Annotated in this window: 14 protein-coding genes; 10 read left to right on the forward strand and 4 right to left on the reverse strand. The window is 66.4% G+C overall.

Annotated features, from left to right (window positions below):
* The 5 genes from Q0627_RS01385 to Q0627_RS01405 all read left to right on the forward strand — a co-directional run.
* On the forward strand, positions 1 to 380 hold a 380-nt coding region (locus Q0627_RS01385), incomplete at its 5' end, for an enoyl-CoA hydratase-related protein (RefSeq protein WP_298807294.1).
* 116 nt (positions 381 to 496) lie between these two features.
* Positions 497 to 1,675 (forward strand): thiolase family protein, encoded by a 1,179-nt coding sequence (locus Q0627_RS01390; RefSeq protein WP_291015830.1) that lies wholly within the window; start codon positions 497 to 499, stop codon positions 1,673 to 1,675.
* 31 nt (positions 1,676 to 1,706) lie between these two features.
* On the forward strand, positions 1,707 to 2,468 hold the full coding sequence (locus Q0627_RS01395) for a crotonase/enoyl-CoA hydratase family protein (protein WP_291015831.1): 762 nt from the start codon (positions 1,707 to 1,709) through the stop codon (positions 2,466 to 2,468).
* A 249-nt stretch (positions 2,469 to 2,717) separates the two neighbouring features.
* Entirely contained in the window at positions 2,718 to 3,488 is a 771-nt protein-coding gene (locus Q0627_RS01400) for an SDR family oxidoreductase (RefSeq protein WP_298807297.1), read from the forward strand.
* 280 nt (positions 3,489 to 3,768) lie between these two features.
* Positions 3,769 to 5,007: a cytochrome P450 gene (locus Q0627_RS01405; protein WP_291016684.1), complete on the forward strand. Its 1,239-nt coding sequence runs from the start codon at positions 3,769 to 3,771 to the stop codon at positions 5,005 to 5,007.
* A gap of 218 nt (positions 5,008 to 5,225) precedes the next feature.
* On the opposite strand, the gene Q0627_RS01410 is transcribed toward Q0627_RS01405, so the two are convergent.
* The 4 genes from Q0627_RS01410 to Q0627_RS01425 all read right to left on the reverse strand — a co-directional run bounded on the left by Q0627_RS01410 (position 5,226) and on the right by Q0627_RS01425 (position 10,297).
* Positions 5,226 to 6,617: a hypothetical protein gene (locus Q0627_RS01410; RefSeq protein WP_291016675.1), complete on the reverse strand. Its 1,392-nt coding sequence runs from the start codon at positions 6,615 to 6,617 to the stop codon at positions 5,226 to 5,228.
* A 146-nt stretch (positions 6,618 to 6,763) separates the two neighbouring features.
* Positions 6,764 to 7,912, reverse strand: coding sequence for a thiolase family protein (locus Q0627_RS01415; protein ID WP_291016673.1), 1,149 nt, complete (start codon positions 7,910 to 7,912; stop codon positions 6,764 to 6,766).
* 3 nt (positions 7,913 to 7,915) lie between these two features.
* On the reverse strand, positions 7,916 to 8,344 hold the full coding sequence (locus Q0627_RS01420) for a Zn-ribbon domain-containing OB-fold protein (RefSeq protein WP_298807299.1): 429 nt from the start codon (positions 8,342 to 8,344) through the stop codon (positions 7,916 to 7,918).
* Between the two features lie 279 nt (positions 8,345 to 8,623).
* The gene (locus tag Q0627_RS01425) at positions 8,624 to 10,297 is read right to left on the reverse strand and encodes an acyl-CoA synthetase (protein WP_291016668.1); all 1,674 of its coding nucleotides are present in this window, start codon (positions 10,295 to 10,297) and stop codon (positions 8,624 to 8,626) included.
* A gap of 279 nt (positions 10,298 to 10,576) precedes the next feature.
* Between Q0627_RS01425 and Q0627_RS01430 the strand changes: the two genes are divergently transcribed.
* The 5 genes from Q0627_RS01430 to Q0627_RS01450 form a co-directional block, all read left to right on the forward strand.
* Positions 10,577 to 11,434: an amidohydrolase family protein gene (locus Q0627_RS01430; protein WP_291016665.1), complete on the forward strand. Its 858-nt coding sequence runs from the start codon at positions 10,577 to 10,579 to the stop codon at positions 11,432 to 11,434.
* Positions 11,434 to 12,507: an acyl-CoA dehydrogenase family protein gene (locus Q0627_RS01435; protein ID WP_298807301.1), complete on the forward strand. Its 1,074-nt coding sequence runs from the start codon at positions 11,434 to 11,436 to the stop codon at positions 12,505 to 12,507. Before Q0627_RS01430 ends, Q0627_RS01435 begins: the two co-directional genes overlap by 1 nt.
* Positions 12,508 to 12,541: 34 nt before the next feature.
* Positions 12,542 to 13,741, forward strand: coding sequence for an acyl-CoA dehydrogenase family protein (locus Q0627_RS01440; RefSeq protein WP_291016660.1), 1,200 nt, complete (start codon positions 12,542 to 12,544; stop codon positions 13,739 to 13,741).
* 103 nt (positions 13,742 to 13,844) lie between these two features.
* Complete coding sequence (locus Q0627_RS01445; RefSeq protein WP_291016657.1) at positions 13,845 to 14,978, forward strand: phosphotransferase family protein; 1,134 nt, start codon at positions 13,845 to 13,847, stop codon at positions 14,976 to 14,978.
* A 2-nt stretch (positions 14,979 to 14,980) separates the two neighbouring features.
* The coding region (locus Q0627_RS01450) for a hypothetical protein (protein WP_298807305.1) at positions 14,981 to 15,978 on the forward strand (998 nt) is incomplete at its 3' end.

Raw genomic sequence — 15,978 nt, forward strand, 5'->3', positions numbered from 1 at the left:
GGCTCGGCCCGGTGCAGGCCCGCAAGCTGCTGCTCACCGGTGACATCGTGGAGGCGTCGTCGCTCGAGCATCTCGGCATCTTCACCGAGACCTGCGACAAAGAAGTGGTCACCGCCCGCGCCCGGTACTGGGCCGAGAAGGTGGGCAGAATGCCCGCCGACGGCGTCACCATCGCCAAGGAGGCCTTCCGGATGGTCGAGCAGAACCAGGCGTACCAGGGCGAGGAGGTGGCCAGCTATCTGTTCCACGCCTACGCCACCAACCTGCAGTTCTCCCCGGGCGAGTTCAACTTCGTCAAAACCCGTGCCCAGCACGGCACCAAGGAGGCGTTCCGGTTGCGCGACGAACACTTCCATATCGACGAGCCGGAACTGCGCTGACCGATCTCACCGACCCGGCCCGCAATCTGGACACCAGTCTGGCCATCCGCATCTGAGTCACCTACTGTTGTCATTACAGTAGATGCCACTCGCACATAACATTGAGGAAGCAACACATGCCGTCACCAGTCATCGTCAGTGCCGTGCGCACCGCCATCGGCCGCTCGTTCAAGGGCTCGCTCGTCAACACCCCGAGCGAGAAGCTCGCCACCTGGATCCTTGAGGCCGCCGTGCAGCGTTCGGGCCTGGACCCGGAGAAGTTCGATGATGTCATCTTCGCCGAACTCAACTACGGCGGAGGTGACCTCGCCCGGCACGCCGCCGTCGTCGCCGGCTACGAGCATTTGCCCGGGCAGGCCGTCAACCGGCACTGTGCCGGCAGCCTCACCGCCATCGGCAACGCCTCGGCGCAGATCGTCTCAGGTATGGAGCGGGCCATCGTAGCCGGCGGCGTGCAGTCGCTCTCGACCGCGCCCCTGATGAAGTGGCGCATCCCCAAGGCCGGTGAGTTCAACTTCATTGAGCCGTGGATGCCGCCGAGCCACCCCGAAACCCCCGACGCCCCGGCTATCGACATGGCCATCACCGTCGGCTGGAACACCGCGCAGAAGGCCGGCATCACCCGCGAGGAGATGGACGCCTGGGCCGTCCGCTCGCACGAGCGCGCCATCGCCGCCATCGATGAGGGCCGGTTCGTCGACGAGATCCTGCCGATCAAGGTGGAACTGGCCGACGGTTCGATCACCGAATTCGCCGTCGACGAGTTCCCGCGTCGCGGTACCACGATGGAGGCGCTCGCCGGGCTGAAGGTGCTGCACCCGGAGATCGAGGGATTCTCCATCACCGCGGGCAACAGCTCCGGCATCAACGACGCCGCCGCCGCCGTCGCGATCGTCGGTGACGACCTCGCCGCTGAGGAGGGTCTGGAGTCCCTGGCGACCGTTAAGGCCTGGGGTGCTTCGGCTGTGGCGCCGCGCGATACCGGTTTCGGTGCCGTCGCCGTGATCGGCAAGATCCTCGACCGGGCCGGCCTCAAAGCCTCCGACGTGGCGCTGTGGGAGATCAACGAGGCCTTCGCCTCGGTCCCGATCGCCGCCTGCCGCGAATACGGCATCGACGAAGAACTGGTGAACGTCTCGGGCAGCGGATGCAGTCTGGGACACCCGATCTCGGCGTCGGGTGCCCGTCAGGTCACCACCCTCATCAACGACCTCAAGCGTCGTGGCGGCGGCATCGGTGTGTCGGCCATGTGCGCCGGCGGTGGCCAGGGCGGCGCCGTCGTCATCGAGGTCTAGAACCTTCCGGACAGAGCAGAAAGCAGTAGGAATGTCTGACGCAGTACTCGTTGAGCGCCGCGGACGCGCGCTCATCATCACCATCAACCGCCCTGAGGTGCGCAACGCGATGAACCTCGCCGTCGCACAGGGCGTTGCCGATGCCGTCGACGAACTCGACAACAGTCCGGAGCTGTCGGTGGCGGTGATCACCGGTGCCGGCGGAAACTTCAGCGCCGGAATGGATCTCAAAGCCTTCGCCAAGGGGGAGTTCCCGTACGTCGTCGGCCGCGGCATGGGCTTCACCGAGAAGCCGCCGGTCAAGCCGATCATCGCGGCAGTCGAGGGCAATGCCCTGGCAGGCGGCACCGAACTGGTGCTGGCCTGCGATCTGATTGTCGCGGCCAAGAACGCGCGCTTCGGTCTGCCCGAGGTCAAGCGCGGCCTGGTGCCCGGTGCCGGGGGCCTGATCCGTCTGCCGGATCGGGTGCCGCTGCAGAAGGCCCTCGAATGGTCGCTCACCGGCGAACCGTTCACCGCCGAGGACGCCGAACGATACGGCCTGATCAACATCCTCACCGAGGAGGGCGGTGCGCTCGACGCCGCCATCGCGTTGGCGGACAAGATCACCGAGGGCGGTCCGCTGGCCGTGGCCAAGATCAAGGAGATCGTCGTCGCGGCGCCCGATTGGCCGGCGGCCGAGCGCTTTCAGAAGCAGATGGAGGCCATCGCCCCCGTGTTCGGATCCAAGGATGCCGCCGAGGGTGCCGCGGCGTTCGCCGAACGGCGCAAGCCCAACTGGACCGGTGAGTGAGACGGATCGCCGGGGGGATCGCTCCGTAGAGTAGTAAAATTATTATGCTGTATGACGACCGGCCGGGAACCCCTGCCGGTTGATGTGCGAGCCTGTGAGCCTCGACACCACGTGGGATGACGTTGTCATCTCACCGGATTTCGAAGCTCGTCGCCAGGGCTCCTCGCACGTCAACCGGCGGGGTGCCGGCCGGTCGTTGATCCATATGTCCGTGTACCCGCGCGGTCTACTGAATACAAAGGAGCATCAATGTCTTTCGAAGGTGAAGTCGCCGTCGTCACCGGCGGTTCGGGTGGCCTGGGCGCGGCCACCGTGCGCCGGCTGCACGCCGCTGGTGCGTCGGTGGTGATCGCCGACCTCAACGACGAGGCCGCCACCGCCCTGGCCGACGAGCTCGGCGATCGTGTCGCGTACGTGAAAACCGATGTTCTCGATGATGATTCGGTGCAGGCAGCACTCGACAAGGCTGCCGAACTGGGCACGCTGCGGTACGCGGTGATCACCCACGGTGGTTATGGTGCGCTGCAGAAGATCGTCAACAAGGACGGCAGCCCGCATGATCGGGCCGTATTCGCCAAGACCATCGACCTGTACCTGGTCGGCACGTTCAACGTGCTGCGTCTGGCCTCGGCCGAGATCGCCAAGCTCGATCCCAAGGAGTCCGGCGAGCGCGGGGCGGTTGTGATGACCAGTTCCATCGCCGGTTACGAAGGCCAGATGGGTCAGGCCGCCTATGGTGCGGCCAAGGCCGGCGTCATCGGGCTGACGATCTCCAGTGCGCGCGACCTGAGCTCGGTGGGAATCCGGGTGAACTCGATCGCGCCGGGCACCATGGCCACCCCGATCATGAAGGGTGTGGGCGAGGCGATGCTGGCCCGGTTCACCGCCAACATCCCGTTCCCCAAGCGGCTCGGCGAGCCCGACGAATTCGCCGCCCTCGCGCAGCACCTGCTGGAGAACACCTACCTCAACGGCGAGGTCATCCGCATCGACGGTGCCCAGCGCTTCACCTACCGCTGACGTCAGGCGGCTATCTCGCCGGACCCTTCGTGACGCAGTCGGCTCCTCGGGGATCAAGATTGTCGGCCGCGACCAGACATCTTGATCCCTGAGGCCGAAGCGACGTAGGAGTGAGGGTCACGAAGGGTCCGGTGAGGTGCGTGCATGACGTCGCCACCGCGAGAAACCGACGTTCGCAACCACCACGGACCTCCGACCTGTTATCTTTATCGTAAGGCTTACGGTACTATTTGGGGTAGGCCCGATGAATGAGGCGATCCGAGCGCAGACGACAGCCGGAATGCGCGGGTGGCAGGAGGAAACAGTGACCCAGGCGACCACAGCGGTGGAGTTCGACCCGTTCTCGATGGAGTTCTACAACGGCGCCCAGGACATCTACGCGCGCCTGCGTGCAGAGGCTCCGGTCTACTACAACGAGCAGTACGACTTCTACGCACTGAGCAGGCACGCCGACGTCGCACCCGCCTATCGCGACTACGAGACCTTCTCCTCGGCCAAGGGCGTCGACCTGTCGGCGGTCCGGACCGGCCAGGACGCCGCTTTCAAGTCGATCATCACCCTCGACCCACCCGAGCATCGCTACATGCGAAGCCTGGTCAGCAAGGTGTTCACACCGCGCGCCATCGCGGGTCTGCGGGAGATGGTCACCGACCGCATCGGGTTCTACCTGAATCAGAACAAGGGTAAAGCCGAGTTCGACCTCATCCAGGACTTCTCGGCACTGTTTCCGATCGACATCGTCTCGCGCATGCTTGGCGTGCCCGAGGACGAGCGCACCCAGGTCCGGGTGTGGACCGACGAGTTGCTGTACCGGGACGTCGGTCAGGTGGAGCTCGACGAGCGCGGCATCAAGGCGGTCATCGCGATCACCAGGTACTACCACGCGCTGGCCAAGAAGCGCCGCGACGAGCCGCAGGACGACATGATCTCCAGGCTGATCGAAGCGCGGGTGGAGCGCACCGACGATCAGCCGCCGTCGCTGTCGAACATCGAGATCGCGATGTTCGGTGCGCTCCTCGGCGGTGCCGGAGCCGAAACGGTCGCCAAACTGATCGGCGGCGCCGGCGTCATCTTCAGCGAACACCAGGATCAGTGGCAGGAGCTGTACAACGACCGCAGCAAGATCGGCGACGCCGTCGAGGAACTGCTGCGGATCTCCTCGCCCAACCAGTACAACGTGCGCTACCTGACCAAGGAGATCGAACTACACGGGGTCACCATCCCCGCCGGTAAGCCGATCTTCCTGCTCATCGGTTCGGCCAACCTCGACCCCGAGGCATGGACAGATCCCGATGTGTTCAACATCAACCGTAACCTTCGGGAAGCACCCAACCTCGCGTTCGGTTACGGCCTGCACAGTTGTCTGGGCGCGGCGCTGGCCCGGCTCGAAAGTTCCATCGCCCTCGACATGATGCTCGACTTCATGCCGCGCTTCGAGGTCGACCGAGCCAACTGCAAGCGGGTGACGATGCAGAATGTCGCCGGCTGGAACAACGTACCCACCCGCGTGCTCGCCTGACCTGCCGTTCGCACTGACGGGAAGGCGACCCGCTGCCGGTTGAGGTGCGAGCTTGCGAGCCTCGAAACCTGGTGAGACGACAATGTTCTCCTACGAGGTTTGCCAGGCTCGGTCGCCGGGCGACCTCACGCCTCATAGCTGGCGAAAGGGGTCGGTTTTCCGTCGGGGCAAAGAGCTCTGGAGACTCAACCGGCGGGGCGGTGGTCGAGGGGAGCGGGTCAGAGCAGGGCGAGGGGCATCGTGATCAGGCCCGCGGTGTGGGGGGCGGTTTCGGCGGGTGTCCGCTCGGCGGACGCGCTGCGTGTGGGGGTGACCCGGTAGATCGGCACCGCCGGATAGCGGATCGCCAGGCGGATGGCCGCGGCTGCGTCGGCGTCCTCGGCCAGCACGATCGCGCAGTCACCGCCGCGCGCGGTGATCAGTCCGGTCAGTTTCTCGATCGACGGGTCCGCGTCGATGGAACTGATGGTGGCCGCACCTTTGCCGCGCGGCCCGGTGAACGCGGTGACGTCGGCGGCGAATCCGGTGCCGTCGGGGGCGACCACACACAGCCGCGGTACCCGGCGTCCCTCGGCGGCGGGGATGCGGCCGGCGGCGACACACACGGCGAACGTCAATTGCGATGTGCCGCATACATATACGGTGGTCGGCGCTTTGGTCGCGAGATCGTCGGCGATGCGCCCGGCGGTCGCCTCATAGCGGCTGATCACCTCGGGCTGCCAGCGGACCGGATCGAACACGGGCTGGCTGCGGCGCCACATCTCGGCCTGCCACGGATCATCGATACGGATCGAGACGGGGACCGGCGAGTCCGGATCTCCCATCGCGGCGTCGTGACCGGCGAGGCGGACGAGGTTGGTCTGGGTGTCGGCGCTGAGCAGATGCAACGCCGACAGCGTACCCGCGGGGTCAGGATCGGTGGTGATACGGGCGCCGGCGGATCGTGCCATGCGCACCGCGTCGGGATGTGTGCCGTGGTCGATCAGCACCAGCGTCGACCCCGATTCGCGGGCGGTGGCGGCGATGCCTGCCAGCGCACCGAGATCATCGATGCCGTCGACCACCGTGAGCGACTTGGCGAACCGGATCGCGGCGCGGTCGAACTGCGGTCTGAACACTGTGTACACCACGCCCGCCAGCAGTGTCAGGACGACGAGGACGCCGCCGGCGCGGGCGAGGTCGTAGGCGACCGGGGATTGCATGCAGGCCGCGGAGCCGTCGGCGGGGGCCCGGCCGCCGGCCACGAACAGGGCCAGCGTCGACGCCAGCGAACCGACACCGGGCACCTGGTCGGTGGGGCAGCGCCAGAAGCTGGCCAGACCGAGCACCAGGGACACGCCGCCGGTCGCGGCCACGAGGGTGACTGCCGATCCCGCGGTCCGGCGGCCACTCTCGGACAAGCGCAACCACACGGCCAGCCCGGCAAGCGCGACGACGATCAGTGCCGTCGGCCACGACCCGGGTTCACCGAACCAGCCCGCCCAGCCATCGGGCCGCAGCCCGGGCCCCACCGCCAGCACGCACAGGTAGATCCCGATCAGCACGAGAACACCGGCGATGACGGCGGACACCTTCGATCGGGGTCCGGCCCCGCTCCACCACTTGGTCATCAGTCATGGATATCAGGCCCGGGCGACATTCTCACGGCGCCCGCGCCAGGGGAGGCCGGGTTCACCCCATCCGGATCTGACCGCCCCCGTCACAGCCGTCGGAAAACGCCGTTCGGCGGAATCAGCGGGGACCAAAGACTCAGAGGTTACAGACTGACGACGGTGGCGCCGGCGGTGCCCGGCGCGCCGTAGAGGAGTGCGAAACCCGCCGTCGGGTTGCCTGGAACCTGCCGGTCGCCGGCGGTGCCGCGCAGCTGGTGGACGAGCTCGTGCAGCTGCCGCAGCCCCGACGCGCCGATCGGCTCACCGTTGGCGATCAAGCCGCCGTCGGTGTTGACCGGCATCGAACCGCCGATCTCGGTCGCGCCGTCGGCGATGAGCTTCTCCTGGTCGCCGTCGGCGCAGAATCCGGCCTCTGCCATGTGGATCACCTCGGCGCCGGCGTCGGTGTCCTGAAGCTGGATGATGCCGACGTCCTCGGGACCGATGCCGGCCTTCTCGAACGCGGCGCGTGCGGCGTACACCGACGGCGCAACGTCCTCGGCGACAGGTGCGTAGGTGGTGTTGACCTCGTACGCACCGTAGGTGCGGGTGCGCACCTCGACGGCCTTGACGAACACCGGCTTGGACGTGAACTTGTGCGCGAGGTCGGCACGGCACATGATGACCGCCGCCGCGCCTTCGTCGGGTGCGCAGAACATCAGGTGTGTCAGCGGATAGTTGAGCATCGGCGAGTCCAGGATTGCCTGCTCGTCCATCGGCTTGCGGCGGAAGGCGTTCGGGTTGAGCACACCGTTGCGGTAGTTCTTGGCGGCCACCTTGGCCAGGGTCCGGTGCGAGATGCCGTGCTCGTGGAGGTAGCGGTTGGCCTTCATCCCGAAGAACTGGGTGGTCAGGTACTGGCCGTTCTCGCCGTACCACTTCGGCATCCCGACGAGTGTCGGGTCGACGGTGAACGCACCCCGCGGATGTTTGTCCAGGCCGATCGCGATGCCGATGTCGTACTTGCCCAGCGCGATCGCGTCGGCGACGGCCTCGGTGGCCGATGCCGCGGTGGCACACGCGTTGAACACATTGGTGAACGGGATGCCGGTCAGGCCCATCTGGCCGACGATGGCGTCGGGGTTGGCGATCTCCCAGCTGCCGCCCGCGGCGAACTGGATGTCCTTCCATTCCAGCCCGGCATCGGCGAGGGCGGCGCGGATCGCGTCGACACCCATTTCCATCGCGGTCTTTCCTTCGAAGCGGCCGAACGGGTGCAGGCCCACCCCGATGATGGCGACGTCGTTGGTCATGGGTCAGGCTCCTACCGGTTGAAAGGCGAAGGTGAGGACTTCCTCGCCGTCGGCGTCGTGGCCGAGCGGCAAGGTAGTGACCTCGACGGTCGCGCCGAATTCCAGCTTCTCCGGGTCGCTCTCGGTCAGCCGGCCTTCGATGCGGATCACGTCGCCGAGTTGCACCAGCCCGACTCCGAACGGGGTGAACGTTTCCCGGGTCTCGTCGCCGAGGTACGGTGCGCCGGGCAGGAATCCCTGCGTGGTCCAGGCGATGAGGGTGCCGGTGCGCGGGAACGTGGTCTGCTCCACGGTGTCCCTACTGCATCGCGGGCACAGTTCCTGAATCGGGAAAACCGCTGCACCGCAGTCTTCTTCGTTACAGACACCGCCCACCAGCGCGACGTCGGCGTCGGGCCAGGTGGAGATGTCGGGGGAGATCATGCGTGTCATGTGTCGTCCTTGGTTGTTGCGTCAGGTGTCTCGGGTCGCCGGACCCTTCGTGACCCTCGCTCCTTCGTCGCTTCGGCCTCAGGGATCAAGATGGTGGTCGGCCTTTTGTCGCTTCGGCCTCAGGGATCAAGATGGTGGTTGGCTTTTTGTTGCTTCGGCTTCGGGGATCGAGATGGTGGTTGGCTTTTTGTCGCTTCGGCCTCGAGCTTCTTGATCCCTGAGGAGGGTCGCGCGAGCTTGCGAGCCGACTCGTCACGAAGGGTCGGGTGAGAGGCGCTCCTAGCTGTCGGCCTCCGCTGACAGGGCGGCTTGTTCGCGGGCCCAGCGGTAGTCGGCCTTGCCGACGGGGCTGCGCTGGATCCGGGCGCGGAACAGGACCGCCTTGGGCAGTTTGTAGCGGGCGATGGACGACGCGGCGTGCTCGACGAGGTCGTCCTCGGAAACCTCTGCGCCGTCGAGGGTTTCGACGATCGCCACCACCTCGTTGCCCCAGCGGTCGCTCGGGCGGGCAGTCACCAGCACGTCGGCGACGGCCGGATGGGAGGCGATCGCGAGTTCCACCTCTTCGGCGAAGATCTTCTCGCCGCCGGAGTTGATGGTCTGCGAGTCACGGCCGAGTAGCCGGATTGTGTTGTCGGCGAGGCGTTCTGCCCGATCTCCGGGTAGCGCGTAGCGGGTGCCGGCGACCACCGGGAAGGTCTTGGCGGTCTTTTCCGGGTCGCCCTTGTAGCCGAGCGGGACGTGACCGCGCTGGGCTAGCCAGCCGATGTGGCCGTCGCCGGCGGTGGTCTCGCCGGTCAGATCCTCGGTGACCACGGTCGTGTTGGTGCCAGGGTTGAACGTGCCGGTCGACACCGCGCCGGCCGTCGACACGTGCGTCATCTGCGCACCGGTCTCCGACGATCCGGTGCCGTCCATGACGATCGCGCCATCGAAGACGGCCAGCGCCCGCTCCTTGATCTGCGGTGACAGCACCGCACCGCCGTTGGCGAAGATCTTGATCGAGGAGACGTCGCGTTCGCCCTTCTCGAACTCGGTGAGCAGCGGACGGGCGATCGCGTCGCCGACGACCATCAGCACCGTCGGCTGTTCCTTCTCGATGGTCGCGGCGATCGCCGCGGGGTCGAGGCGTTCGGGCACGTCGGAGAACACCAGCGTCTGACCGGATGTGCTGGCGGTGAGCGCGGCCCACTGGGCGGCGGCGTGGATCAGCGGCGGCACCACGAACACCTTGAGTGCTCCGCCGCCGCCGGCGCGTTCGGCGATCTCCGTGATCGAGGTGACCGCCTCGCCGGTGTACACGTTCCGGCCGCCGCAGGCACCCATGAAGATGTCGTTCTGCCGCCACAGCACGCCCTTGGGCATGCCGGTGGTACCGCCGGTGTACACGATGTACAGGTCGTCGGGGGATGGTTGTGCACCAGACAGATCGGGTTCGGTGTCGGCGATGACCTGCTCGTAGTCGGTGGCGCCGTCGAGCAGCGCGTTGCCCGAGTCGTCGGCGATCTGGATGAGCACCTTGAGGCTGGGCACCCGCGACAGTACGTCCGCCAGCGTGGGTGCGAACGCGGCGTGGTAGATCAGCGCGGTGGGCGCGGCGTCGTTGAGCAAGTATTCGAGCTCGCTCTTGACGTAGCGGTAGTTGACGTTGAACGGTGCCACGCGCGCCCGGAACGCCGCGTGCATCGACTCGACGTATTCGTTGCCGTTGTAGGTGTAGAAGCCGACGAGGTCCTGGCCGACCTGGTCGCCGGTCAGGTCGGCGCGGTCGGTGTGTACTCCGAGGCCGCGTGAGCGCAGGTAGGTGGCCAGGCGCCGGGAGCGGTCGGCGATCTCCCGCTGGGTGAAGCGGCGATCGCCGAAGATCACCAGGTCGCGGTCGGGAATGGCATCGGCGACGGCGTCGAAGACCTCGGGGAAGGCGAATTCGGGTGCGGTGCTCAGTTCACTCAAGGCGGCTCCCTCGGCAGTGGGTGTGGGCGTGGGTGTGGGCGTGGGTATCGGCTGCCCACACCTGTGCGGTCTGTCTAACTGTAAGCCTTTCGGCAGCAATGGGACAGTGGCGTCCGGAAATTGCCCGGCACCTGCGGCCCGATATTGCGGAAGGCTCTACCGATAGGTATACAGTATAGGAGATCGCGGTGCGGTCGACGGTTCTCGCGAGCCTTCGTGCCGTGCTGTACGGAGTGTTCGCACACAGCCCAGCGCGCAGTCGGAAGAATCGGAGATTCGGTGCCCCGCAACGTTATCGACTGTCTCGTCAACGTCCACTTCGGCGAGACAGTGCAGCAGCCGGCGTGGATGCTCGCCGTGCGCGACGACTACTTCAAAGGCGCGGCGTCGATGTACGAGCCGGTCGACCTCGACGCCCTGCTCGACGAGATGGACGAGCAGGGTGTGCGCAAGGCGATCCTGATGAACTCGATCTCCAACCCGTCCAACACCGTCGTCAAGGCCGTGCAGGCGCACCCGGACAGGTTCACGATGTCGATGGGTGGTTTCGATCTGCTGCGGCCGGTCGCCCACCTGCGGGAGCTGACCGCGATGGTCGCTGACCTGCCGATCAGCTACGCCACGGTGGGACCGAGTTTTTGGGGCTACGGTCAGTATCCGCCGGGTGATGCCGTCTACTATCCGCTGTACGCCAAGTGCGCCGAACTCGAACTGCCGCTTTGCATCAACACCGGGATCCCCGGTCCACCGATCCCCGGCGAGGTGCAGAACCCGATCCATCTCGACCGGGTGTGCGTGCGGTTCCCCGAACTCAAACTGTGCATGATCCACGGCGCCGACCCGTGGTGGGACGTGGCGATCCGGATGCTCATCAAGTACCCGAACCTGCGGCTGATGACGTCTGCGTGGTCGCCCAAACGCCTGCCCGACAGCCTGCTGCACTACATGCGCACCCGCGGGCCGAACAAGGTGATCTTCGGCTCGGACTGGCCGGTTCTGTCCCAGCGCAGGGTGATTCCCGAGGCACGTAACCTCGACCTCCCCGAACAGGTCCTCGAAAACTATCTGTACAACAACGCGCAAGAGTTCTTCTTCGCCACCACCCCCGACGCCCAGCACCACGAACAGGAGCAGTGATGGATCGCTACGAACTCCGTCGCGAAGACTACAGCCTCACCACCGACCACACCGACCTGCAGACGGCGTTCGCCAAGCTCTTCCAGGCGCACAGCACCATCGATGCCGTGCGGGCGGCCGAGGCGACCGGTTTCGACGAGGCGCTGTGGAAGCAACTCATCGCCACCGGCGCCACATCGATGGCGGTCAGCGAGGCCGAGGGCGGCGACGGTGCGACGCTCGTCGACCTCACCCTGATCGCCGAGGAGGTGGGCCGCTCGCTCGCGCCGGTGCCGTGGATCGATCACGTGGTGTCGGCGCGGTTGCTCGCCCGGCTCGGCGCGCTCTCCGGTGATGACGAGATCATCTCCGGCTCGCGGATTCTCGCGCTGGACGCGGCCGGAAGCAATGGAGCCGCAGGCAAGCGTCTGGTGGCGCAGGCGGCGATCGCCGATGAGATCATCGTCCGCGAAGGTGATGATGTTGTGCGGCTGTCCTTCTCGGACAAGCCGGTCCGCGTGGAGAATATCGGTAAGCTGCCGATGGCATGGGTCGATCCGGCCGCCGCCGACTCGCGCACCGCCATCGCGAGCGGGCCTGAGGCCGTCAGGGCGTTCGAGCTGGCCGTCGATGAGTGGCGGCTGCTCACCGCGTCGGCTCTGGGGGGTCTGCTGGAGGCGACGATGCGCATCGCCGCCGAATTCGCCGTCAACCGCTACACCCTCGGGGTGCCGATCGCGTCGCTGCAGGGCGTCTCGCATCCGCTCGCCAACATCGCCATCACCGTCGAGAGCGGACGCAATCTGGCTCGCAAGGCGGCTTGGTTCCTCGAGAACGAGCCTGATGCCCGCGCCGAACTAGCCAGTGCTGCTTATGTATTCATGACCGATGAGGCCGCCAAGTCAGCGATCGTCGCGGTGCATACCCAAGGTGGTCTCGGTGTGTCCACCGAAGCGGCGGCGACGGCGTATCTGACTCGAGCCCGGGGTTGGCCGCTGGCCGGCGGTGATCCGGCCCGCGCTGCTGTGCGCGTCGCGCAGCTCGCCGCCGCCCGCGAAGTCGCCGCCCGCGAAAACGCAGAAGCATCCGCCTGAGCGCCGGACCCGTAAGAACAGGACTGACAAGACCATGGATTTCTCGAAAGTCGAACTCACCGAAGACGAAAAGGCGTTTCAGGCCGAGGTTCGCGAATTCCTCGCCACGCACGTCACCGACGAGGTGCGCAAACACGACCGCGACACCGGCGACAATTTCGACATCGGTGTGCACCGGGCGCTGGCCGAAAAAGGCTGGCTGGAAAAGGAGATCAAGGGCGCGGAAGGCTGGGAGGGAGGCTTTTCTCGCGTCGAATCCCGGATCTGGCATCTGGAACGGCGCAAGGCCGAATTCCCCTGGGTCACCTGGGGAACCACCGTCCTGATCGCACATTCGGTGGCGATGTTCGCCAAACCCGAACTGCGCGAAGAGGTTCTGCAGGGCATCTACGACGGTGACGTCCGGATGTGCCTGGGCTACACCGAACCCGACGGCGGCTCGGACGTGGCGACCTGCAAGACCCGGGCGGTGCGCGACGGCGACGACTGGGTCATCAACGGCTCCAAGATGTTCACCACCGGCGCGCATAACTGCCAGTACTGCTTCCTGATCACCAACACAGATCCGGACGCCCGTAAACACAAGAGCCTCACCATGTTTCTGGTGCCGCTCGACACCCCCGGCGTCGAGATCCAGCCGCTGTGGACGGTCGACGGCGACCGCACCAACATCGTCTACTACAGCGACGTCCGCATCTCCGACAAGTACCGGCTCGGCGAGGTCAACGAGGGCTGGACCGTGGTGCGCGAGCCGCTCAACAAGGAACACGGCGTGGTCGACGCCGTGATCGATGGCCTCGATGACGTGTCGATCCTGCAGCATCAGGGCGTGTACGTCGCCAAGGCCGCCGACGCGGTGGTGCGCGAGGTTTCGCAGGAGGGCCCCGACGGCACACGCCGCGTCGACGACCCGCTGGTGTCGGTGCGTCTGGGGCAGTCGCTGGCCAAGGTCGAGGCGGCCCTCGCCTCGCCGCACATGTTCGGCCGGGTGGCCCTGGCGCAGGCGATGCGCGATGTGTCGCCGGTGCTCATGGACATCGTCGGCCCCACGTCGGTGCTGCCCATCGACGAGCCGGGCGCCGACCTGAGCCGCGCCGAGTACGTGTATCGCTGGTCGCCGCTCACCGGCATCTACGGCGGCACGCTGGAGGTGTTCCGCAACATGATCGCCCAGTACATCCTGGGTCTGGGCAAGCCGGTCTACGCCGCCCCCAAGGCCCCCGCGGCGTCGTAACCGGGCGCTGCGCGACATAGGTGGAAGTTCCGTGCGCCATGTGCGCACGGAACTTCCACGTTTATGATGTGATCCGCTCCGTATTCGTGTCATGGTGGTGCGCATGAGCACGGTGAACGACCCCACTGCGGACGACTTTCATATCCAGGTTTCCAGCCGCGACAGCAATGAGTTGGCGACCGCCCTCGCGGCGTGGCTGCCTACCGTGATCGCCTCTCAGGCACCTCCGGTGGTCACCGCGGCGGGCGCGTCGGATGCCAACGGGATGTCGTCGGAGACCATCGCCGTGCAGGCGTCCTGGCCCGGCGACGACCTGCCGGACGCCCGGTGGATCCTCCGGATGGCCCCGGCGGCACAGGACGTCCCGGTGTTCCGGCAGTACCGGCTCGACCACCAGTACGAGGTGATGCGTCTGGTCGGCGAACTCACCGATGTCCCGGTGCCCACGGTGGTCGCCCTCGAACCCACCGGCGACATCCTGGGCGAGCCGTTCTTCCTGATGGAGGAATGCGCCGGAGTGGTGCCGCCGGACGTGCTGCCGTACACGTGCGGCGGCAACTGGCTGGCCGACGCACCGGTAGAACAGCAACGTGCACTACAGGATGCGACGGTGCGGGTGATCGCGGGTATCCACTCGGTCCCGGCCGAAACCTGCGGATTTCTCAACGAGACGATGCCGCAAGGGGATACAGATCTGCGCCGCCAATTCGTCTGGCTCGTCGACTGGTACGAGTTCGCGGCCGGCGATATCGGCCGGTCCGGACTCATCGACCGGGCCATCGAATGGCTGGAGAGCAATTTTCCCGAGGACGTGGCCGCGAGCGAATCGGTGGTGACATGGGGCGATGCGCGCATCGGCAACATCATGTACGAGGACTTCGTTCCCGCGGCCGTCCTCGACTGGGAGATGGCGCGGGTCGGTCCACGCGAAACCGACGTGGCGTGGTTGATCTTCGCGCACATGGTGTTCGAGGAGATCGCGACCATGCTCAACATGGGCGGGTTGCCGCATCTGCTACGTGAGGAGGATGTGCGGCAGACCTACCGCGAACTTACAGGTGTCGAGGTGGGCGACCTGCGGTGGTTCTATGTGTTCGCCTCGCTGCAATGGTGCGTGGTGTTCATGCGCACCGGGGCGCGTCGTGTGCATTTCGGGGAGATGGAAGCACCGAAGGAGATCGAGGAACTGTTCTACCATCGTCCGCTGATCGAGCGTCTGCTGTCGGAAGGAGCCTGACGATGCCCGCACCCTACGGACTCGGCCCCGCCGACGAGTTTCCCATTCACCAACTGCCGCAACCCATCGCGTGGCCCGCCAACTCCGACCGGAACTTCTACGACCGGTCGTATCTGAACGCACACGACCGTAGCGGCAACATCTTCCTCATCTCCGGGATCGGCTACTACCCGATCCTCGGGGTGAAGGACGCGTTCGTGCTGATCCGGCGCAGTACTGACAAGGGCGAATTCACCCATGCCGTCCACTTCAGCGACGCCATCGACAACGACCGGCTGCACCCGCACGTGGGCAACTACCGGATGGACGTCACCGAACCGCTGCGGCGCCTGCACCTGACCGTCGCCGACACCGAGGGCATCGCCGTCGATCTGGAATGGAACGGGCTGTTCGACGTAGTGCAGGAGCAGACCCACAAGATGCGGGCCGGCACCCGCGTCACCCTCGACGCCCAGCGATTCGCCCAGACCGGCACCTGGTCGGGGTCGATCACCATCGACGGCGAGGAGATCGCCGTCGACCCGGCCCTGTGGATCGGCAGCCGCGACCGGTCGTGGGGTGTGCGCCCCAACGGCGAACCCGAACCCGCCGGGCGGCCCGCTGATCCGCCGTTCGAGGGCATGTGGTGGAACTACTACCCACTCGCCTTTGACGACTTCCAGATCGTGCTGATCATCCAGGAGGAACCCGACGGCTACCGCATTCTCAACGACTGCACCCGGGTATGGAAGGACGGCCGCATCGAACAGTTGGGCTGGCCGCGGATCACCGTCCACTATGCCTCGGGCACAAGGATTCCCACCGGCGCGACAGTCGTGACCACCACCCAGGACGGCAGCCAGCTCACCGTCGAGATCACCTCGCTGCTGGGCGCACCGATCCACGTCGGCGGTGGTTACGGCGGGGGCCCGGGCGGGGGCCCCCGGCAGGGGCCCGGGGGGGACCGCAACCCCCCCGGCGGTTACGACAGGAACGAGCCCGCCCGGAGCCGGGGGGGCCC

It is taken from the genome of uncultured Gordonia sp., assembly GCF_937858515.1.
GTDB lineage: Bacteria > Actinomycetota > Actinomycetes > Mycobacteriales > Mycobacteriaceae > Gordonia.